Raw genomic sequence first — 20,567 nt, forward strand, 5'->3', positions numbered from 1 at the left:
CCCCCTCGGCGGTTCTCGCCGGCTGTTGCCGCCCGTCCCCGGGAGGGATGCGCGACGGCCGTTCCCGTCAGCCGACGAGGGCCAGTCCGTCGGCGACGACGCGGCCCGCGTGCAGGACCGTGCGGTCGCCGCTCCGGTCCATCACGGCGGAGACGACGGTCTCGCCCTCCACGAGCAGCAGATCGGCCGGGTCGCCCACCGCGAGGCCGGGACGGTCGGCCGTGGACGTCAGCCGGGCCGGGCCGTCCCGGAGGATCGAGGCGCCGCCGACGGTGGCCACGGCCACGCAGTGCTCGATCAGTTCGTCCGCGCCGTAGTCGTGGGTGAAGGCGAGCTGCCAGGTGCGGTCCAGCATGTCCCCGTTGCCGTACGGCGACCAGAAGTCGCGCTGGCCGTCCTCGCCGAGACCGACCCGCACCCCGGCGGCCGTGAGTCCGGTGAGCGGCAGCGAGCGGTGCCGGGCCGGGGCGACGGTGGCCATGGCGATGTCCAGTTCGGCGAACTCCTCGGTGAGGCGGCGGGTGGTCGCCTCGTCGACGCCGCCGAGGTCGTAGGCGTGCGAGAGCGAGACCCGGCCGGCCATGCCGAGGGCGCGGACCCGTTCCAGGATCAGGTCGACGCTGAACACGCCGAGCGCGCCCGGCTCGTGGAGGTGGATGTCGACCGGGGCGTGGTGGCGTTCGGCGAGGTCGAAGAGGACGTCGAGGTGGCGTACGGGGTCGCGGTCCAGGGTGCACGGGTCGATGCCGCCGACCACGGCGGCGCCCGAGGAGAGGGCCCGGTCGATCAGCTCGGGGACGCCCTTCTCGCGCAGGAGTCCGGCCTGCGGGAAGGCGATGATCTCGACGTCGCACCGGTCGGCGTGCGCCTCCTTGGCGGCGAGGACGCCCTCGAACCGCTCCAGGCCGCAGTCCGCGTCGATCTGCGCGTAGCTGCGGACCCTGGTCGTCCCGCGCTCGATCATCCGGCCCAGGGTGTACGTGGCCCGCTCGGCGACGCTCCACTCGTCCTCGCGCCAGTGCGCGCGGTCGTTCATGACCATGCCCCAGATGCCCCCTTCGCCGGTGTGCGGCCGGAACGGCAGCCCCATCCGGGTGGAGTCCAGGTGGCAGTGGACGTCCGAGAACGAGGGCAGGGCGAGCCGTCCGCGTCCGGCCACGGTGTCGTCCGCGGCGGCGCGGACCGGGTCGTGCGCGGTGATCGCGGCGATGACACCGTCCCGGACCTCGATGTCGCTGGACTCGCCGCCCCAGGGGCGGACGTCGGTGATCAGCATGGGGTGTCTCTCCTGTGGTGCGGTCGGCGGTTCGGGGAGGAGGAGCGGCGTCACTCGGCCGGGAGGACGTCCGCCAGGGCGTCGAGCGAGGGGACCCGCCCGTGTTCGATGTGCGCGTACGCGAGGGCCGCGGCCAGGTCCGGCCGGCCGGACTGGATCGCGTCGCAGATGCCCCGGTGCTCGGCGCACTGGACGCGCGGGTCGCGGCCCGCGGTGAGGGTGAAGAGCCACTGCACCAGCCCCAGGGAGGGCCGGAACGCGTCCCCGAGCAGCCGGTTGCCGGTCATGGCGACGATCTCGGCGTGCAGGGCGGTGTTGGCGGCGGGGACGGCGGCGGTGTCGCCGCGCCGGGTGGCGTCCTCGGCGGCGGCCATGAGCGCGGTGAGCCGGCTTCCGTCGCGGCCGGCGGCACGAACCTCGGCCGCGCGCCGGGCGGCGAAGACCTCCAGGCTCAGGCGGAGGTCGAACAGTTCGGTCACGTCCCGCAGCGAGAGGGCGCGCACGGAGGCGCCCCGGCGCGGGGCGTTCACCACCAGTCCCTCACCGCTGAGCCGGGTGAGCGCCTCGCGGACCGGGATGCGGGAGATGCCGAGCGCGTCGGACAGCTCGCGTTCGCGCAGCCGTGCGCCGGGGGCGTACGCGCCGGACAGGATGCCCGCGCGGATCGCGCGCTCGGCGCGGTCGGCGTGGGAGACGGCGCCGTCCGGCGGTGCGGTCATCGTGGGGTCTCCTTCGGCGGCGGGCGGGGGCTCACCGGCCGGGGCAGCGCGGGGAGCGGTACCGGCCGAGGACAGAGACCGTACCATTTGGCATACCAAGATGCCGTCCACGCCAATCCGGGACACCGGCGCAAGCGGTAATCACCGACCAAGGCCGCCGGGTACACCGCCGCCCGGTCTCGTTGGCATACCAAGCGAGGCCAGGCGGCGGGTGGGGGTCAGCTCTCGGTGATCCGGCCCGCCGTCACCTCCACGCGCCGCGTCGTGCGGACCGCCTCCAGCATCCGGCGGTCGTGCGTGACCAGCAGCAGCGTCCCCGTGTAGGAGTCGAGCGCCGACTCCAGCTGCTCGATCGCCGGCAGGTCCAGGTGGTTGGTGGGCTCGTCGAGCACCAGGAGGTTGACGCCCCGGCCCTGGAGGAGGGCGAGGGCCGCCCGGGTCCGCTCTCCCGGCGAGAGCGTGGTCGCCGGGCGCATGACGTGGTCGGCCCGGAGCCCGAACTTGGCGAGCAGGGTGCGCACATCGGCGGGCTCCTGGTCGGGAACGGCCGCGCAGAACGCCTCCAGCAGGGTCTCCGAGCCGTGGAACAGCTTCCTGGCCTGGTCGACCTCGCCGACGACCACGCCCGAGCCCAGGCTCGCGTGCCCCGCGTCCAGCGGCAGCCGGCCCAGCAGCGCGGCCAGCAGCGTGGACTTCCCGGACCCGTTGGCCCCGGTGATGGCGACCCGGTCCGCCCAGTCGATCTGGAGCGAGACCGGCCCGAAGGCGAAGTCGCCGAGGACCGCCTCCGCGTCGCGCAGCGTGGCCACGACGGAACCGGAGCGCGGCGCGGCGGCGATCTCCATCCGCAGCTCCCACTCCTTGCGGGGCTCCTCGACGACGTCGAGCCGTTCGATCATGCGCTGGGTCTGGCGGGCCTTCGCCGCCTGCTTCTCGCTGGACTCGCTGCGGAACTTGCGGCCGATCTTGTCGGAGTCGGTGGCCTTGCGGCGGGCGTTCTTGACGCCCTTGTCCATCCAGGCGCGCTGCGTCTGGGCGCGCCCTTCGAGCGCGGAGCGCTTGTCCGCGTACTCCTCGTACTCCTCGCGGGCGTGCCGGCGGGCCCGCTCGCGCTCCTCCAGATAGGCCGCGTAGCCGCCGCCGTAGAGGTTGATCTGCTGCTGGGCCAGGTCGAGTTCGAGGACCTTGGTGACCGTGCGCATCAGGAACTCGCGGTCGTGGCTGATGACGACGGTGCCGGCGCGCAGCCCGGAGACATAGCGCTCCAGGCGTTCGAGGCCGTCGAGGTCCAGGTCGTTGGTCGGCTCGTCGAGCAGGAAGACGTCGTAGCGCGAGAGCAGCAGCGAGGCGAGTCCGGCGCGGGCCGCCTGGCCGCCGGACAGGGCGGTCATCGGCAGGTCGAGACCGACGGTGAGGCCCAGTTCGGCCGCGACCTCCTCGGCCCGTTCGTCCAGGTCGGCGCCGCCCAGCGCCAGCCAGCGCTCCAGCGATTCGGCGTACGCGTCGTCGGCGCCCGGTGCCCCGTCGACGAGGGCCTGGGTGGCCTCGTCCATGGTCCGCTGCGCGTCGGCGACGCCGGTGCGCCGGGCCAGGAACTCCCGGACGGTCTCCCCCGGCCTGCGCTCGGGCTCCTGCGGCAGATGCCCGACCGTGGCGGTGGGCGGGGAGAGCCGCAGTTCCCCCTCCTCCGGCCGGTCGAGCCCGGCGAGCAGGCGGAGCAGCGACGATTTTCCGGCCCCGTTGACACCGACGAGACCGATCACGTCGCCGGGCGCGACCACGAGGTCGAGCCCGGCGAAGAGCGTGCGGTCGCCGTGTCCGGCGGCGAGGTCCTTGGCGACGAGAGTGGCAGTCATCAGGGTGCCGATCCTAATCGGCCCCCGTGCGCGGCCGGAGGCCGCGTGCGGGGGCGCGGTGGGCGGGTCCGGCGTGTTCGGTTACCGTCCCCACCGACGGATACGGCGGCGAGCGGAAGCGGTGGGACAGTGTCGGACGTGCGAGTGGTGGGCGGCGGCGTCATGGGGCTCACGACGGCGCTGGTGCTGGCGCGGGAGGGGCACCGGGTGCGGGTCGTCTCGGCGGACCCGGCGTCCGCGACGACGTCGGCGGTCGCGGGCGCCCTGTGGTGGCCCTACCGCATCGAACCGCTGGACCTGGTCGGTGACTGGGCCCTGACCACGCTGCGCTGGTACGAGGAGCTGGCGGCCCGGCCCGGGGAGACCGGTGTCCGGCTGGTCGGCGGGCTGCACCGGGGCGAACGGCTGGCGGCCCTCGGGTCGTGGGCCGGACAGGTGGAGTCCCTGGTCCAGAGCGCGGAGGGCCTGCGCTGCCGGCTGCCGCTGCTCGACATGCCGGCGCATCTGCGGTGGCTGGAGGACCGGGTGACGGCCGCCGGGGGCACGCTGGAGCGGGGCACCGTCGCGTCCCTCGGCGCGGCGGCGGACGGGGCGGACGTGGTCGTCAACTGCACCGGGATCGGGGCGGCGTCGCTGGTGCCGGATGCCGGGGTGCGGCCGGTGCGCGGTCAGTTGGTGCTGGTGGAGAACCCGGGGATCGAGGAGTGGTTCACCGAGGCGGATCCCGCCTCCAGCGAGACGACCTACTTCTTCCCGCAGCCCGGTCGGCTGGTCCTCGGCGGCACCGCCGTCGCCGGCGACTGGAGCACCGTGCCCGATCCGGACACGGCCCGCGCGATCGTGGAGCGGTGCGCGCGGGTGCGGCCCGAGATCGCCGGTGCGCGGATCATCGGCCACCGGGTGGGACTGCGGCCGGCCCGCGAGGGCGGGGTCCGGATCGAGGCGGAGCCCCTGCCCGGCGGCGGGCGGCTGGTGCACAACTACGGGCACGGCGGAGCGGGTGTGACGGTGGCCCTGGGCTGTGCGCGGGCGGCGGCGGCCCTGGTGGACTGAGCGGGCCGCCGGGGCGCGCGGGCGGCCCGGGGCCACCTGCCCGGATCGGGCGGCCCGGGGCCACCGTCCGGATCAGACGGGGCTCGATCCTCCGCGCCGGCCGTCGCGTTCGGTGGTGATCTCGCTGCCGCCGGGGCCGATGCGGATCTCGAAGTCGCCGTCGTACTTGGTGTGCCCCTCGATCACCGCGGACTCGACGGCCTCCACGCCGAACTCCCGGCGCACGATCAGCGGGTCCCTGCGCAGGTCCCGCATCAGGGCCACGCACATGCCGATCATCACCAGGGTGAACGGCGCCGCCACCAGGATGGTCAGGTTCTGGAGTCCGGCCAGGGCGTCGCCCTTGCCGTTGCCGATGAGCAGCATGACCGCCGCCACCGCGCCCGTGACGACGCCCCAGAAGACGATGACCCACTTGGCGGGTTCGAGGATGCCCTTCTGCGAGAGGGTGCCCATGACGATGGAGGCGGCGTCGGCGCCGGAGACGAAGAAGATGCCGACGAGGACCATCACCAGGATGCTCATCACGGTGGGGATCGGGAACTCCCGCAGCACACCGAAGAGCTGGGCCTCCGGGGTGTCCGCGTCACCGAGGCTGCCGCGTTCGCGCAGTTTGATCGCGGTGCCTCCGAAGATGGCGAACCAGACGAGGCTGACGGTGCTCGGCACCAGGATGACCCCGCCGATGAACTGGCGGATGGTGCGGCCGCGGCTGATGCGGGCGATGAACATGCCGACGAAGGGCGTCCAGGAGATCCACCAGGCCCAGTAGAAGACCGTCCAGCTGCCGAGCCAGGTGGCGACCTCGCCCTTGCCGGTGGCCTCGGTGCGCCCGGCGAGCTGCGGGAGATCACCGAAGTACGCGGCGATGGAGGTGGGCAGCAGATCGAGCACGATCACGGTGGGACCGGCGACGAACACGAAGACGGCGAGGATCAGGGCGAGGACCATGTTGGTGTTGGACAGCCACTGGATGCCCTTCTCCACCCCGGAGACCGCGGAGGCGACGAAGCAGGCGGTGAGCACCGCGATGATCAGGACGAGCAGTCCCGTACCGGTCTTCTCCATCCAGTCCAGTTCGTGGAAGCCGCTGCCGATCTGGAGGGCGCCCAGCCCCAGCGAGGCCGCCGAGCCGAAGAGGGTGGCGAAGATCGCGAGGATGTCGATCAGCCGTCCGACGCCGCCGTGGGCGTGGCGGGCGCCGATGAGCGGTTCGAAGACCGCGCTGATCGTCTGCCGCCTGCGGCGCCGGAAGGTGCTGTACGCGATGGCGAGGCCGACGACCGCGTAGATCGCCCAGGGGTGGAGCGTCCAGTGGAAGAGGGTGGTGGCCATCGCCGTCTGCATGGCCTCGGCGGCGTCGGCCGGGTGGGTGCCGGGCGGCGGGTCGGTGAAGTGGGCCAGTGGCTCGCTGACGCCGTAGAACATCAGGCCGATGCCCATCCCGGCACTGAACATCATGGCCACCCAGGAGACCGTGCGGAACTCCGGTTCCTCGCCCTCCTGGCCGAGCGCGATGTTGCCGTACCGGCTGATCGCCAGCCAGAGGGCGAAGACCACGAAGCCGGACGCGGCCAGCATGAAGGCCCAACCACCGTTGTGGATCAGGCTGTTGAGCATGCGGCTGGAGACGTCCTCCAGCGAGTCGGTGGCGGTGGCGCCCCAGACGACGAAGGCGAGGGTGAGGACGGCGGTGACACCGAACACCACCCGGTCCGTCGTGGGCCTGCGGTCCCCGGAGGGCTCGCCGGGCAGATCCGCCGTCACCGAGAGGTCGCCCAGCACGTCCGCCCGCCGGGAACCCGCTTCCTGCTCGTCCGCTGCCCGGTCGCCCGTTCCTTCGTCGCCCGTTCTCTGTTCGTCCTGCGACACGCACGGCACCTTTCGGGAGAAATGTTTCGCTCTCCGTAGGCAGTACCACACGGACGGTGGCGCGTCGGGGATCAACAAGCCGTATCGGCTTGTCCGTTTACGAGGTGATATGCGGCCCGTGGGTCGAGGAGCAGGGGAACGAGGTCGCGGGCGGGCTGACGCAGGGGGACGTACACCCCGTCGCCGTCCGCACGGGACGTGACACCGTGCAGGGTCAGTTCGTCGTGGACCCGGGCGTACGCCGCGGCGGTGAGCCGGTAGCCGCAGGGCGGGGCTGCAGGCACATCGCCGGTGCGGGGTGCCCGGTCGTCCGCTCCCCCGAGGTACAGCGGCCCCCGGTTCCCGGCGCCCGCCGCACGGGACCGCGCGGTGACGGCGGCGAGGCCGGCCCGCTCGCGGTCGGCCGCGTCGAACAGGGCCTCGATCGCCGCGCGTTGCGAGGACACCCGGCGGCGCTGGGCGAGCGCGGGACGGGCGCGTTCGGCCGCGTCGACCGGGTCGGCGCGGGATTCGACGAGCACCGCGACGGCGTGCTTGACGCCCGCGAGGTTGCGCAGGATGCGCTCCTGGCCGTCGCCGGCCGTCTGTTTGATCCGGGCGCCGGTGACGGGGTCGTTCCACTCGCCGTACAGCCCGACGGTGTAACCGGCGTCGCGCACCGCCGGCCGCAGCCGGTTCTCCACCAGCCGCTCGGCGGCCCCGCGCACCCCGGCGGCGGCGGGCGTGCGCGGCCACAGGACGGTGAGGTCCTTCTCGTAGTACGGAGGAGTCGCCGCGTACTCGTGCAGATCGGCGACCACCTGGGGCGCCCGGTCCCTCAGAACGGCGGCCAGGGCGCGGGCCTCGGAGGTCCGCAGGGCCAGATGGTCGCGGTTGACGTCCTCGCCGTCGGAGTTGCCCCGGGTCCCGGCCGCGAAACCGTCGGGGTTGGCGGTGGGCAGGACGAGGATCCGGGTGCGGTCGAGCAGGGCTCGGGTCGCCGGATCGGAGGCGTAGGCCAGATCCCTGATCACCGTCAGACAGGCCTCGCGGGCGGCGGGTTCGTCGCCGTGCTGGCTGCACACCAGCAGCACGGTCAGCGCGCCGGGGCGCGCGCCGCCGATCGTGACGAGGCGCAGCGGCCGCCCCCGCGGTGTCGTGCCGACGCGGTCCACGGAGACCCGGTCGCCGTGGCGGTCCACGGCGGCCAGCAGGGCGCTCTCCTCGTCGGGGCTCGTCCAGCGTTCCCCCTCGCTGATCTCGAAACCGGTGCGCGGCGGGGTGTCCGCCGCGCCGGACGGGGCGACGACCAGGGAGGTGAGGAGGGCGGCGGCCACGGCGGTCAGGCCGAGGTTGCGCACGCGCCGGCCGGGGCGGGTCCGGGTGCGTGTCATCGGTCCCCCGGCGCCGGTGCCTTGCGTCGGGGCACCGGCGGGGAACTCGATGCGGGCCCTGCCCCCGGCTGTCGGCATGGCGGGACGGTACCCCGGGGGCGGGCCCCGCGACAGGCCCGTGCGGCAGCGGGCGCGGTTCGGTGCGCCCGCCCCCGCGGCGACGGCCGGTCATGACCGGGGTCGCCGTCCCGACCGGGAGGAAAGAGCCTAGGCTGGGGAGGTTCCGCGCTGACCGGCCGGGCCCGGCCGTCCTCCGCACCGTCCCGCGCCCCGAGGAGCGTCCTGTGTCCGGTCCGAGCCCCGCCGTCCCGGACGGCACCCGCCCGACCCTGGAGGCGGTCGCGGCCCTCGCCGATGTCTCCCGGGCGACCGCCTCGCGGGTGGTGAACGGCGGGGCGGGCGTACGGCAGCCGCTCGTGGAACGCGTCCGCAAGGCGGTCGAGGAGCTGGGCTACATACCGAACCACGCCGCCCGCACCCTGGTGACCCGGCGCAACGGGGCCGTCGCGGTGATCATCGACGAGCCCGAGGCCCGGATCTTCTCCGACCCCTTCTTCTCCCAGCACATCCGGGGCATCAGCCGCGAACTCGCGCTGAACGACACCCAGTTGGTGCTGTTACTCGTGGAGGACCGGGGCGACTTCGAACGGGTCACCCGCTATCTGGCCGGCGGCCACGTCGACGGGGTGCTGGCCTTCTCCCTGCACACCGGGGACGAACTGCCCGCCGTGGTGCGCCGGTTCCGGGTGCCGACCGTGTACGGCGGGCGGCCCGGCCGTCCGGGGGCCGGTTCCGCGCTCGCGGTGCCCTATGTGGACTGCGACAACCGCGCCGGGGCGCGGGAGGCGGTGCGCCATCTCGTCTCGCTCGGCCGCCGCACGGTCGCGCACCTCGCCGGACCGCGCGACCAGACCTCCGCGCTGGACCGGATCGACGGCTACACCGACGTCCTGCCGGACGCCGGTCCGGCCCTGATCGAGGAGGGCGACTTCACCGAGGAGGGCGGCGCCCGCGCGATGGCCCGGCTGCTGGAGCGGGTCCCGGAGCTGGACGCGGTCTTCGCGGCCAACGATCTGATGGCGGCGGGCGCGCTGCGGGTGCTGCGCGCCCACGGCCGCCGGGTGCCGCAGGACGTGGCGCTCGTCGGCTTCGACGATCTGGAGTCGGTCGCCGAGGCGACGGACCCCCCGCTGACGACGGTCCGTCAGGACGTGGTCGGCATGGGCCGGCTGATGGTCCGGCTGCTGATGGAACGGCTGGACGGCGGCGGCTCGGGGGACGAGGCGGTGATCATGCCGACTCGGCTGGTCCGCCGCGCCTCGGCGTAGCGCGGGGCCCGATCACCCGGCACCGGCCCGGCGCCGCGCGGCCCGGTGGGCGGCCCTGGCGCGGCGGGCCCGGGGCAGATAGCGCAGCCGTTCCGGCAGGACGGGCACCACGACACGGAGCACCGCACAGAACCGGCGGAGCCGGCGCTCCTGCGCGTCCGTCCACTCCAGGCCGATGGCGGCACGCGCGTCCGGCGGCATCAGCCCGACGGTGAGGAAGGCGCGGAACCGGATCAGCGGCGGAAGCAGCAGCGGCCAGCACGCCCGCAGCAGCAGCCGGAGCGGGAGCGGGCCCCGGTCCGGAGGCGGCACGGGGGTGCGGGTGGCCACGAGTTCGTCCACGACGACGGTGCGTTCGATCTCCTCGGCGAGCATCCGGTGGTAGTAGGGCCAGAACTCCTCGATGGTCTGCGGCATGTCCCGGTCGTGGATGCCGAGGACGCGGCCGACCTGGAGCCATTCCCGGTACAGGGCGCGTTCCTGGGCCGCGTCGAGCGGGCGCAGGAGGTAGCGGGCGCCGTGGCGGTAGACGGGGTAGCCGGTGGCGTGCACCCAGGCGTAGTTGGCGGGCGACAGGGCGTGGTAGGGGCGGCCCCGGATGTCGGTGCCGTTGATGGTGCGGTGCAGCCGCCGGAGCCGGCGCCCTTCCTCGGCGGCCTCGGCCCCGCCGTACACCCAGAGCTGGAGCGAGCCGAGGGAGCGTTCGCCGCGCCCCCACGGGTCGGTGCGGAAGACCGAGTGCTCGTCGACTCCGGCGCCGACGGCGGGGTGGGCGACCTGGAGGGTGAGGGCGGCGGGCAGCATCAGCAGGGCCCGGATGTCTCCGGACAGGCTCCACAGCACCCCGCCCGGCGGGGCCCGGAGCGCGGTCGGCGGGTCCGGGGCCGGCGGCGGTGTTGACGGGACTCCTGAAACAAGTCGATAGTATTTGTATCTTTGACTCTGCATTCTGACTGTTCCTCATCTCCCCGCACCGACAAGTGAGTTGACCCGTCGGACGGGGCCGCACCGCTGAACCGGTACACGGACAGGAGGGCGCACCATGGGCCGCTACAGCCGGCTGCACCAGATCCGCCGGATGGATCCGTCGCGCGACTACGCCGAGATCCTCCGGCTGATCTCCCAGTACGAGTTCCCCTGGGACTACCGGCAGGGGGTGGGCGTCGCCTTCCTGCGGGACTACGGGGTCCCCCGGATCTCGGTACTCCTGGACCGCACCCAGGAGTTCGAGCGGGCCGGGCAGAAGCGCTACGACGACACGGTGCTGCTCGGCTACGAGATGGCGGCCGACGGTTTCGACTCGGAGCGCGGACGGGCGGCGGCCCGGCACCTCAACCGGATCCACGGGAAGTACTCCATCCCCAACGAGGACTTCCGGTACGTCCTGGCGACGACGGTGGTGGGCCCCAAGCGCTGGATCGACCGGTTCGGCTGGCGCCCGCTGTGCGCGCAGGAGGTGCAGGCGCTGGTGGAGGCCGGTCGCAGAACGGCGGCCGTGATGGGCATCGAGGACGTGCCCGACAGCTATGCGGGGTTCGAGGAGCTGCTGGAGGCGTACGAGGCGCGGATGTTCGCCTACGACCCGGCCAACCGGCGGGTCGCCAACGCCACCTTCCGGGTCATCGCCGCCTGGTACCCGCGTCCGCTGCGGCCGCTGATCGCCAGGTTCTCGCTGGCGCTGCTGGACGAGCCGCTGCTCGCCGCGCTGGGGTTCCGGCCGCAGCCCCGGTGGGCCCGGAACTCTGCCGAGGCGGCGCTGCGGCTGCGGGCCCGCTGCGTGCGCCGGCTGCCGGCCCGGCCGCGCCGCTTCCCGTCCCGGCCGCAGCCGCGTTCGTACCCCTTCGGCTGGCGGCTCGACGACCTCGGGCCGCACTGGGCCCGCAACCGCCCGCTGGAACCGCTGCCCGACGAACGCGACGGCGCCCACGACGGCGCCGGGACGTCTACCCGGTAGCGAGCAGCGGCACCAGGCAGCGGCGGGCGAACTCCCGCACCTGGGTGTCGTCGTCGAGCTCGAAGCAGCTGACGGGGTTGAGGAGGAAGGAGACGGTGATCCGCACCATCAGCTCGGCGACGGGTGTCGGGTCACCGCTGGGCAGCCCTTCCGCGCGGCGCGCCTCGCCCAGCCGTTCGGCCAGGTAGGCGCGGATGGCGAGGAAGGCGGGGCCGCTCTCCACCGTGAGGAACGGCAGCATGGTCTCGGGCTCCAGCCGCAGCAGCCCGCCGATGAGGGGGTGTTCGCGGATGTGCCGCAGCACCGCGGTGAATCCCTCGACGAGCCGGTCCTCCGTGGTCGGCAGCGCCGCCACCGCCTCGTCGACCTCCATGACGAAACGGCGGTACTCGCGCAGCAGGCAGGCCGCGACCAGTCCGTCCTTGTTGCCGACCCTGCGGTACACGGTCACGCGCGAGACCTTGGCGCGCCGGGCGACGTCGTCCACCGTGGAGCGGCGCAGTCCGAAGGTCATGAACTGCTCGCGGGCGGCGTCGAGGATCTGTTCGCTCAGCGCGTCGTCGGGCTCGGGCGCGCGCAGCGCGAGGGCCAGCGGTGACTCGTCGGTGCTCCGTGCCGTCATGGCCCTCCCCGATCCGCGGCGTGGACCCCCAACTGTAGGTGCCGGCCGGCCGGGGTTCGATACGGAGTGACAGGGAGCGTATGTCTGTCACGCACGGGCGGGGCACCCACCGGAGGTCCGGTGGGTGCCCCGTCACGGGTGCGGTGCCGGGCGGGGACTAGCCCTCGCAGGTTCCGGCGAAGGTCGCGCGGGTCACCACATCGGTGGCCGCGGCGCTCGTGTCGAGCCAGGCGATGCGCTGGCCGTCACCGAGGGACGGGGCCAGCTGGGCGCCGGAGGAGCAGGAGACCCGGCTGAAGGCGTCCACCCCGGCGACCACGTCGGCGGTCTTGGCGACCCGGACCTTTCCGGGCTCGGTCCAGGCACCGAGGGCGCCCCACAGGTCATAGGTGGAGTACGCGAAGTACTCGTCGCTGACCGAGAACTGGGCGACGTAGACGTTCGACGGGTAGCGCAGCTTGGCGGCCTTGGAGAGGTCGCCGAGCGGGGCCGAGACGAACGAGGTGCTCGGGATCAGGAAGCCGCCGGTCTCCCGCCAGAACACACGGTCCGCGGTGATCTGGATGTCGGAGACGTAGTTGAAGAGGAAGCCGGAGATCCGCTTGGTCTGGGTGGTGCCGCTCGCGATGTCGTAGACGTACACATAGGTGCCGTCGCCGCCGGCCCAGGCGATCGTGCCGTGCTTCATGGCGAGCCGGGAGGCCTTGGTCCCGGCCTCCGGGGTGACGTTGACGGTGGTGCCGTCGGCCTTGCGGAGCATCACGTCCTGCTCGCCGTCGGCGGTGGTGCTGAGGTAGGCGAGCGCGCCGTTGTCGGTCACCGGCTCGGTCTCGTCCGCGTCCGGGCGGTCGACGAGCTTCTTGATCGCGCCCTGCCCCTTGGCGCCGGTCCCGTAGATGCCGATGCCGTCGGCCGCGATGCGGGTGAAGACGACGCGGTCGTCGTCGAGCGACGGGTCGAGCAGGTAGGCGTCCTTCTGGGCCAGTTCGTGCGTGGGCTTCTTGCCGAAGCGGCCCACGGTGATACCGAAGGCGGCGCTGCCCTGGTCCCAGGCGATGGCGTCGCCGTGGCTGATGGCGTAGACGTCGCCGTTGATCTGCGCGGCCTGCTCGTCGACGCCGCTGTAGACCTCGTAGGCGGGCAGGACGTCCGCACCGATGGTGGTGCCGTCGTGGGTGCCGCCCTTCTGCTCCCAGCCCTGCTCGATGCCGTGGTCGTCGAAGGCCTTGTCGATGGCCGCGAGGTCGGCGGCGGAGACCTTGAGGGACTGGGCGGCCAGGGTCACCGCGTTGCGCATGTCGGTGAAGCCGGACAGCGGGGTGAGGTAGTTCTGCGCGGACCGGTAGACGATCTGGTCGGCCAGCTTGGGGTCGAGGTTCTTGCGCATGTCCCACAGCGCGCCGCCGACGATGGTGGAGTTGTAGTGCACCCCGCCGTTGTCGATGTCGAGCGTGATGGGCTCGTAGTCCTTCTGGGCGTTGCGGCCGTCGTTCAGGTCGCGCAGCGCGCACTCCTCCAGCGGCTTGGTGCCGTTGCAGAGGTACTCGCCGATGAGACCGGAGCTGGGGTCGCTCATGGCGATGCCCTTGTCGGCGGTCTCCATGGCGTTGCCGAAGTAGTCGGAGATGGCCTCGTTGAGGGCGCCCGACTGGTTGAGGTAGACGAGGCCCGCGGAGTGCTCGGTCACGCCGTGCGTCATCTCGTGGCCGACGACGTCCAGGCCGACGGAGAGCGGGACACCGTCCATGTGGCCGTAGACCATCTTGGAGCCGTCCCAGAAGGCGTTGGCGTAGTCCTTGCCGTTGGAGGCGACGTTGACGACGGAGTAGATGGTGCCGCCCTTGCCGTCGACGCCGTCGCGGCCGATCTGGTCCTTGTAGTACTCGTAGACCTTCGCGGCGTTCAGGTGTGCGTCGACCGCGCCCGAGGCGGTGTTGACACCGTCGAAGCGGTCGCTCGCCGAGGCGGCCAGCGGGATGTCGTCGGTGACCGGGCCGCCCGCGACGAGGGTGTAGTTCTTGCGCAGCGCGTCGTAGGTGCGTATCTGTCCCCCGGTCGTCGGGTACATGGCACGCGTGGAGTCGACGAGGGTGTACGAGCCGTCCGTCTCCTTGTTGACGTCCAGCGCGGCCTCGCTGCCGTCGACCCGGACACCGGTGGCGCGGGCGGGCGCGGCGTCGGCGGCGTCGATGTTGTTGTACGAGAGCGCGATGCCGCCCACCGCCGCGTCGACGTAGACCTCCTGGCGGAGCGGGCTGCCGTTCGCCCGGCCGCCGGTGACGGTGAAGTGCCAGGCGAGCCGTCCGCCGTTCGCGTCGGGCAGGACGGACAGGCCGTGCGCCTCGGTCCGGGCGTCGCGCACCCCGGCCAGGTTCCGGTCCAGGCCGAACATCCGCTGCCGTGCCAGGGCTTCGCCGACCCGGGGCGTGGTGGAGACGGTGAGGTCGGTGTAGAGGGTTCCGGTGGCGGAGGTGACCTGCTGGCCGCCGTCGGCCGAGCGGGTCTGCACCGCGTACTCGGCACCGAAGACGGGGACGCCGTGGTGCTTCTGCTGGAAACGGACCGAGGACTGCGCGCCGTCCTTGGTGGTCTTCACGGCCTTCAGGTCGGAGACCGGGACGCGGTAGGTGTCCGCGTGGGCCTTCAGATGGGCCCGCGCGGCCTCGGCCGGGGTACCGGGCCGGGGGCCCTTGTCGAGGCCCTGGGTCATCGCCGGGGCGACACCCACCGGTTCGGCCGCCGGGGCCGGAACCGGCTCCTCCGCCCAGGCGGGCGCGGTCAGCAGCGCCGCCCCCGTCGCGGCGGCGACCACACCGGTGGCCAGCATCCGCTGCACATTCGTTCGTCTCACAGAGACCTCCCCTTGCACACCGTCGCCCGAGCCGTTGGGGCGGCTCGGGCGTTGACGTGCCGATCGTTCGTCATGGGAGGCGGTGGGAACAAGGGATGGCGCTGGCGCGAAAGTGCCGTGGCGTAATTACGCCTCCGGGGCGCGTCCCGGAACCGGTCCGGTGTCCCCGAGATCGGGCAGCCAGCCGGCCCTCGCCGCGTGCCAGCCCAGCTGGAAGCGGGTCTCGGCACCGACCTCGTCCATCAGCGCGTGCAGTCGGCGCTGCACCGTGCGGTGGCCCATGCCCAGTTGGCGGGCGATGGCGGCGTCGGTGAGCCCGACGTGCAGCAGGGCCACGATCTGCCGGTCGACGGCCGCGAGCGGGGAGCCGGAGCCCTCCCGCCCACCGGCCAGGCTCAGCCGCCAGCCCTTCTCGAAGTGCTCCTCGAAGAGCGAGACCAGGGCGGTGAGCAGCCCGGTGCGGTGCACGACGAGCGCCACGGGTTCGGTCTCGCGCTCCGGGTCCAGGGGCAGGAGGGCGACCCGGCGGTCCACGATGGCGAGCTTGATGGGAAGGCTGTCGGTGACGGAGATGTGCTGGCCCTGGGCGACGCAGGAGGCGAGCAGGCTCGCGGTCTGCGGGTCCTCCAGCCATTCGCGTTCGACAACACTGCGGACGTCGACCCCGCGCCCGATCATCTCGGCGTCCACCTCCGCGTGGTTGTCCTCGAAGCTGAGGACGGCGGGGACGTGGCGGGCCGGGACGAGCGTGCACAGTTCGGTCCTGGCCTGGCGCTGCATGGTGAGCAGCCGCCGCCGGATCGCCGCCGGTCCGGACAGCACCTCGACCGGGGCGCCCGCCCCGTACAGCTGGGCGGAGCGGTGCCGTTCGGTGAGGTCGCCGACGAGGGACTCGACGCGATGCAGGGCGGAGCGCCGCGATTCCAGGAGCGGCCCCAGGGCGAGCACGGGCGAGGCGGCCCGGTAGCGTACGACGCCGTCCGCGTCGGGCCGGTCGACGCTGGCCAGGCCCCGTTCGAGCAGCGCGTCCAGGGCGCGGGTCACCGTGCCGATCCCGCCCACCGGCCCGGTGAGCGCCTCCGGTTCGCAGTCCGGGCGGTCCACGAGGAGCCGGTAGACCGTGTCCTCGTCGGGTCCCAGGCCGAGCAGCGTCAGCAGCGACGCGTCCTCGGCGCCGGGCGGCGCCCCCTCCCCCGGTCCCCCGGTCGTCCCGCCCTCCGCGTCGGCCTCCGTCACCGGACCTCCCCTTGTCACCCACCCCCGTGGACGGCGGTCAGCGTATCCGGCGGGGCGGCGGCGGGCCGGGGCGGGCTGTCCGGCGGGGGAACCGTTCGCGCTCGCACACGGGTGGCGTGCGGGAGCGGGGGGCTCAGCCCTCGAAGTCGTACACCGTCACCGGCAGCCCCCGGGCGGTCAGCCGCCGCTCGATCAGGGGCTCGACCCGGGACCAGGTGCCCCCGGCGAGCCCGCAGCCGATCCGGGGCATGTGCACCGAGGCGCCCAGCTCCGCCGCGCGCTCGGCCACCGCGGCGAGCGCGGTGTCGATCGCCTCGTAGCGCACCGGAACGCCCTTGCTCCCCCGGCGCATGCCGTGCTGCCCCACCGCGTTGGCCACCCATATGTACGGGGTCACCTGCACGAACTGCACCGCGCCGAGGCCGAAGTCGTTGCCGGCGCGCTCCCGGTGCCACCGCCGGTAGGCCGCCTCCGGGCCCGGCCAGCGGCGCGAGAGGGCCAGGACGAATCCCTTGCCCCAGCCCCCGAGGTCGTTGCAGACATGGACGATCACCTTGACGCCCTTGCCCTGCGGCGCGGTCGCGTCACCCTGTACGTACTGGATCTCCGGCATGAGGACAGAGCCTAGACGCGGGCACTGACAGCCGGCCGTGGCGACGGGGTTCGCCGTCGGCCGAGGAGTTGCGCGCCGACGGCGAGGGCGCCGGCGAGCGCGCCGATCGACCAGATGGTCACGTACGCGCGCAGGGTGGGGGTGTCCGAGGTTCCGGTCACGAGCGCGCCCAGGACGACGGAGAAGACGGCGCCGCCGACGCTGCCGCCGAGCGTCTTGAGGTTGTTGTAGACGGCCGTGGCGCTGGCGGTGCGGTCGCCCGTGCTGTTCTCGACGATGACGGTGGGCAGTCCGCCGAGGGCGAGGCCGCAGCCGAGGCCCACGAGCGCGTTGGCGGTCACGAAGGGCGCGAGGCCGTCGTGTCCGGCGATCAGGCCCAGGTATCCGGCGGTGAGCAGGGCGAAGGCGAGCAGCAGCAGGCGGTGGTAGCCGGTGCGGGCGGCGAGGGTCGCGCACAGCGTGGAGGCGATGAAGGCCATGAGGTGCGGGACGACGCCCCAGACGCTGATCTGCCAGGTGGCGAGGGCGAAGCCGTAGCCCTCGTCGGCGGGTGAGGCGGCCAGGTAGCTGACGACGACGGACTGACCGGCCATCATGACCGCGCCGAGGACGAACCCCGACGCGTAGGCCGGGGCGTTCTGCCGGCGGGCCATGGCACGGACGTCGACCAGGGCGTGCGGGGCCGCGAGCTGGAGGCGGACCCAGCCGTACAGGAGCGCGGCGGACAGGGCCAGTCCGCCGAGCGTGGCGGGCGACAGCCATCCCCAGCGGGCGCCCTTGGAGAGGGTGCCGAGCAGCAGGACGAGGGTGAGGGCGAGCAGGATCGCACCGCGCCAGTCCATGCGGCCCCCGGCCCGGGTGCGGGACTCCGGGATCGCGGTGTACGAGACGACGACGCAGCCCGTCGCGAGGACGGCGAGGGCGGTCAGGGTGCCCCCGAGGCCGCCGAGGAGCGGCAGGAGGGGTCCGATGAGGCCGGTGCCGAGCACGGTGCCCAGCACGAGGGAGCCGACGAGCAGCCCCACCGCCCGGCGGCCCTCCGCCACGGTCAGCCGGTCGCGCACGAGTCCGATCTCCAGCGGCAGGAGCGCGGCCAGCGGTCCCATCAGGGCGCGGCCCAGGAGCAGGACCGCGAGGTCGGGGGCGCAGGCGACGAGGACGGTGCCGAGCGCGACGCAGCCGAGCGCGACACGCAGCATGCGGCGGTGTCCGTAGAGGTCGCCGAGGCGGCCGAAGGCGGGCACGCCGATCGCCGCGGCGAGGTACTGGACGGTGGTGAACCACTGGGCCTGACCGGTTCCGACGCCGAAACGGTCCTGGATCTCGGGGATCAGCGGGACGGCGGAGCCCTGGAGGAAGCCGCTGACGAGCTCGAAGGCGACGAGCAGGCCGACGACCGCCCGGACGTTCGAGGTGGCCGGCGCCACGGCGGCCGGGCCGCTCATGCCGCGGCCCCCAGGGCCAGCCGCCGCTCCGCCAGCGTGGCGAGCAGGGCGGCCTGGCGGTGCAGCACCCGGTCGTCGAAGACGGCTTCGGGGGCGTGGTTCATGGGTGCCGTGTCGGCGTCGATGCCCTCGGGCACGGCGCCGACGAGGAGCATCGCCCCCGGGGTGTGCCGCAGGACGAAGGCGAAGTCCTCGGAGCCGTTGGCCGGGTCGGGGGCCTGGAACGCCTGGGCGGGGCCGAACAGTTCGCGGGCGGTGCCGAGCGCGAAGGCGGCCTCGCCGGGCTCGTTGACGGTCACCGGGTACATGACGGCGTAGTCGGCCTCGGCCTCGGCGCCGTGCGCGGCGGCGATACGGCGCACCAGGCGGGGCAGGCCCTCGATCAGCCGTTCGTGGGCGGCCTCGGAGTAGCTGCGCACCGTCGCCCGGAACTCGGCGGTCTCCGGGATGACGTTCGCCTGCGTACCGGCGTGGAAGCTGCCGACGGTGACCACCACCGGGTCGAAGATGTCGAAGCGGCGGGTGACCCAGGTCTGGATCGCCGTGACGATCTCGCAGGCGACCGGGACCGGGTCCAGGGCGCCGCACGGGCTGGACCCGTGGCCGCCCCTGCCCCGCACGGTGACGGTCAGGGTGTCCGAGGCGGAGGTGACGGTCCCGGGGCGGGTCGCGACCACACCGCCGGGGAGCCGGTTGGCGGCGACATGCAGGGCGTACGCGGCGTCGAGCGGCTTGCCGGCCGCGTCGAGCACGCCCTCCGCGATCATGGCGGAGGCGCCGTTGTGGCCCTCCTCGCCCGGCTGGAACATGAACACCACGTCACCGCGGAGGCTCTCGCGGCGTTCGGCGAGGAGCGTCGCGGCGCCGACGAGTCCGGCGGTGTGCAGATCGTGGCCGCAGGCGTGCATCGCGCCGGGCGTCCGGGAGGCGTAGTCCACGCCGCTGCGCTCGGTGACGGGCAGGGCGTCCATGTCGCCGCGCAGCAGTACGGCGCCGCCCTCCCGCCCGCCGCGCAGCACCGCGGTCACCGAGCTGAGGTCCCTGCCGAGGGTGATCTCCAGCGGCAGCCCCTCCAGGGCGGTGAGGACCTTCTCCTGGGTCCGGGGCAGCACGAGGCCGAGTTCGGGCTCGCGGTGCAGGGAGCGCCTGAGCCGGACGAGGTCGGGCTGCAGTTCCTGGGCGCGTTCGATGAGCGACATGGCGGTGCGATCTCCTGGTACGGTCCGGCACGAGTGGGGACACCGTGCTGTCACACCTCAGGTTCCGGGTGCGGAACGCCGGGAAATCGCAGAGGGAGAACGCTGGTGCAGGAAAACGGCAGACCGATGCTCGACGCCCTGGACCAGGCCCTGGTGCACGCCCTGCAGATCGCGCCCCGCGCCGACTGGACCCGGCTCGGTGCCGTGCTGGGCGCCGATCCCGTGACGGTGGCCCGCCGCTGGGCCCGGCTGACCGAGGCCGGGGCCGCCTGGGTCGGCTGCCATCCGGCGCCCGCCGCCGCCGCGTCCGGGCAGGGCTGCCTCGCCTTCGTCGAGGTCGACTGCGCCAACGGACGTCTCGACGAGGTCGCCCGGACGCTGGCGGCCGAACGGCACATCGTGGCCGTGGAGCACGTCAGCGGCGGCCGCGATCTGCTGCTCACCGTCATCGCCCCGCATCTGACGGCGCTGACCCGCTGGGTGACGCACCGCCTGGGCTCGCTGCCCGGGATCGTCGCCACCCGCACCCATCTGGCCAGCACCCTCTACTCCGAGGGCAGCCGGTGGCGGCTGCGCAGCCTGGACCGTACGCAGATCGCCCGGCTCGCCGATCCGGGCCCGCCGCACGCGAACGTGCCCGCGTACACCCTCACCGACCTCGACCACTCACTGCTCGCGGCGCTCTCCGAGGACGGCCGGGCGGGTCACCGCGCCCTCGCCGAGCAGTGCGGCACCAGCCCCGACACCGCGCGCCGCCGCCTCAACCGGCTGCTGGCCTCGGGCATGGCGCAGATCCGCTGCGAGGTGGCGCGCCCGCTCTCCGAGTGGCCGGTGTCGGTGATCCTGTGGGCCCACACCCCGCCCGGCGATCTGCTGTCCGTCGCCGAGCAGGTGCGGGGTGCCCGCGAGGTGCGGCTGTGCGCCGGGCTGATCGGCCGGCACAACCTCAAGATCATCGCCTGGGTCCGCTCGCTGGACGACGTTCCGCGCTTCGAGGTCCGGCTCACCGAGCGGCTGCCCGCCCTGACCATCGCGGACCGGGCCATCGTCCTGTGGCACACGAAGATCGGCGGCCATCTCCTGGACGAGCACGGCTACCGCACGGGCACCGTCCCGATCGACGTCCGGTCCATCGGTCCCTGAACGCCCCCGCCCGCCCGGGACGAAGGC

General features: G+C 73.5%; 16 protein-coding genes. 4 read left to right on the forward strand and 12 right to left on the reverse strand.

Features of this window, described 5'->3' with window-relative positions; genetic code table 11:
- Nucleotides 1-67 precede the first annotated feature (67 nt).
- The 3 genes from ACFVDM_RS14595 to ACFVDM_RS14605 form a co-directional block, all read right to left on the reverse strand.
- Nucleotides 68-1,276, reverse strand: a complete 1,209-nt coding sequence (locus tag ACFVDM_RS14595) for an amidohydrolase family protein (protein WP_383638243.1) — start codon at nt 1,274-1,276, stop codon at nt 68-70.
- Nucleotides 1,277-1,326: 50 nt separating this feature from the next.
- Nucleotides 1,327-1,995: a GntR family transcriptional regulator gene (locus tag ACFVDM_RS14600; RefSeq protein ID WP_383638246.1), complete on the reverse strand. Its 669-nt coding sequence runs from the start codon at nt 1,993-1,995 to the stop codon at nt 1,327-1,329.
- A gap of 218 nt (nt 1,996-2,213) precedes the next feature.
- Nucleotides 2,214-3,851: an ABC-F family ATP-binding cassette domain-containing protein gene (locus tag ACFVDM_RS14605; protein ID WP_383638249.1), complete on the reverse strand. Its 1,638-nt coding sequence runs from the start codon at nt 3,849-3,851 to the stop codon at nt 2,214-2,216.
- A gap of 129 nt (nt 3,852-3,980) precedes the next feature.
- Here ACFVDM_RS14605 and ACFVDM_RS14610 point away from each other — a divergent pair, with 129 nt between their 5' ends.
- A complete protein-coding gene (locus ACFVDM_RS14610; protein ID WP_383638252.1) occupies nt 3,981-4,904 on the forward strand; it encodes an FAD-dependent oxidoreductase in 924 nt (307 codons plus the stop codon).
- 72 nt (nt 4,905-4,976) lie between these two features.
- Here ACFVDM_RS14610 and ACFVDM_RS14615 read toward each other — a convergent pair whose 3' ends face one another.
- Together ACFVDM_RS14615 and ACFVDM_RS14620 are read right to left on the reverse strand one after the other, a co-directional pair.
- The gene (locus tag ACFVDM_RS14615) at nt 4,977-6,689 is read right to left on the reverse strand and encodes a BCCT family transporter (RefSeq protein ID WP_383639141.1); all 1,713 of its coding nucleotides are present in this window, start codon (nt 6,687-6,689) and stop codon (nt 4,977-4,979) included.
- 158 nt (nt 6,690-6,847) lie between these two features.
- Complete coding sequence (locus ACFVDM_RS14620; RefSeq protein WP_383639144.1) at nt 6,848-8,149, reverse strand: M14 family zinc carboxypeptidase; 1,302 nt, start codon at nt 8,147-8,149, stop codon at nt 6,848-6,850.
- Nucleotides 8,150-8,433: 284 nt separating this feature from the next.
- Here ACFVDM_RS14620 and ACFVDM_RS14625 point away from each other — a divergent pair, with 284 nt between their 5' ends.
- Nucleotides 8,434-9,477 carry a LacI family DNA-binding transcriptional regulator gene (locus ACFVDM_RS14625; RefSeq protein WP_383638255.1) on the forward strand — a complete coding sequence of 348 codons (1,044 nt, stop codon included), beginning with the start codon at nt 8,434-8,436 and terminating at the stop codon, nt 9,475-9,477.
- A gap of 12 nt (nt 9,478-9,489) precedes the next feature.
- On the opposite strand, the gene ACFVDM_RS14630 is transcribed toward ACFVDM_RS14625, so the two are convergent.
- Complete coding sequence (locus ACFVDM_RS14630) at nt 9,490-10,425, reverse strand: oxygenase MpaB family protein (protein ID WP_383638258.1); 936 nt, start codon at nt 10,423-10,425, stop codon at nt 9,490-9,492.
- A gap of 94 nt (nt 10,426-10,519) precedes the next feature.
- Here ACFVDM_RS14630 and ACFVDM_RS14635 point away from each other — a divergent pair, with 94 nt between their 5' ends.
- A complete protein-coding gene (locus ACFVDM_RS14635) occupies nt 10,520-11,431 on the forward strand; it encodes an oxygenase MpaB family protein (RefSeq protein ID WP_383638261.1) in 912 nt (303 codons plus the stop codon).
- Here the strand turns inward: ACFVDM_RS14635 and ACFVDM_RS14640 are convergent.
- The 6 genes from ACFVDM_RS14640 to ACFVDM_RS14665 all read right to left on the reverse strand — a co-directional run bounded on the left by ACFVDM_RS14640 (nt 11,421) and on the right by ACFVDM_RS14665 (nt 19,397).
- Nucleotides 11,421-12,053, reverse strand: a complete 633-nt coding sequence (locus ACFVDM_RS14640) for a TetR/AcrR family transcriptional regulator (protein WP_383638264.1) — start codon at nt 12,051-12,053, stop codon at nt 11,421-11,423. The two genes, ACFVDM_RS14635 and ACFVDM_RS14640, sit on opposite strands and share 11 nt — an antisense overlap.
- A gap of 157 nt (nt 12,054-12,210) precedes the next feature.
- Nucleotides 12,211-14,904 (reverse strand): M4 family metallopeptidase, encoded by a 2,694-nt coding sequence (locus ACFVDM_RS14645; RefSeq protein ID WP_383638267.1) that lies wholly within the window; start codon nt 14,902-14,904, stop codon nt 12,211-12,213.
- Between the two features lie 126 nt (nt 14,905-15,030).
- Nucleotides 15,031-16,140 carry a helix-turn-helix transcriptional regulator gene (locus ACFVDM_RS14650; protein WP_383638270.1) on the reverse strand — a complete coding sequence of 370 codons (1,110 nt, stop codon included), beginning with the start codon at nt 16,138-16,140 and terminating at the stop codon, nt 15,031-15,033.
- Between the two features lie 133 nt (nt 16,141-16,273).
- Nucleotides 16,274-16,753 carry a macro domain-containing protein gene (locus ACFVDM_RS14655; RefSeq protein ID WP_383638273.1) on the reverse strand — a complete coding sequence of 160 codons (480 nt, stop codon included), beginning with the start codon at nt 16,751-16,753 and terminating at the stop codon, nt 16,274-16,276.
- Nucleotides 16,754-16,764: 11 nt separating this feature from the next.
- Entirely contained in the window at nt 16,765-18,198 is a 1,434-nt protein-coding gene (locus ACFVDM_RS14660) for an MFS transporter (protein WP_383638276.1), read from the reverse strand.
- A complete protein-coding gene (locus ACFVDM_RS14665) occupies nt 18,195-19,397 on the reverse strand; it encodes a M20 family metallopeptidase (RefSeq protein ID WP_383638280.1) in 1,203 nt (400 codons plus the stop codon). Before ACFVDM_RS14665 ends, ACFVDM_RS14660 begins: the two co-directional genes overlap by 4 nt.
- Before the next feature lie 105 nt (nt 19,398-19,502).
- Here ACFVDM_RS14665 and ACFVDM_RS14670 point away from each other — a divergent pair, with 105 nt between their 5' ends.
- Nucleotides 19,503-20,540 carry an Lrp/AsnC family transcriptional regulator gene (locus ACFVDM_RS14670; protein ID WP_383638283.1) on the forward strand — a complete coding sequence of 346 codons (1,038 nt, stop codon included), beginning with the start codon at nt 19,503-19,505 and terminating at the stop codon, nt 20,538-20,540.
- The last annotated feature ends 27 nt before the right edge of the window (nt 20,541-20,567 follow it).

This window comes from Streptomyces sp. NPDC057682, assembly GCF_042799575.1.
Taxonomy (GTDB): Bacteria; Actinomycetota; Actinomycetes; order Streptomycetales; family Streptomycetaceae; genus Streptomyces.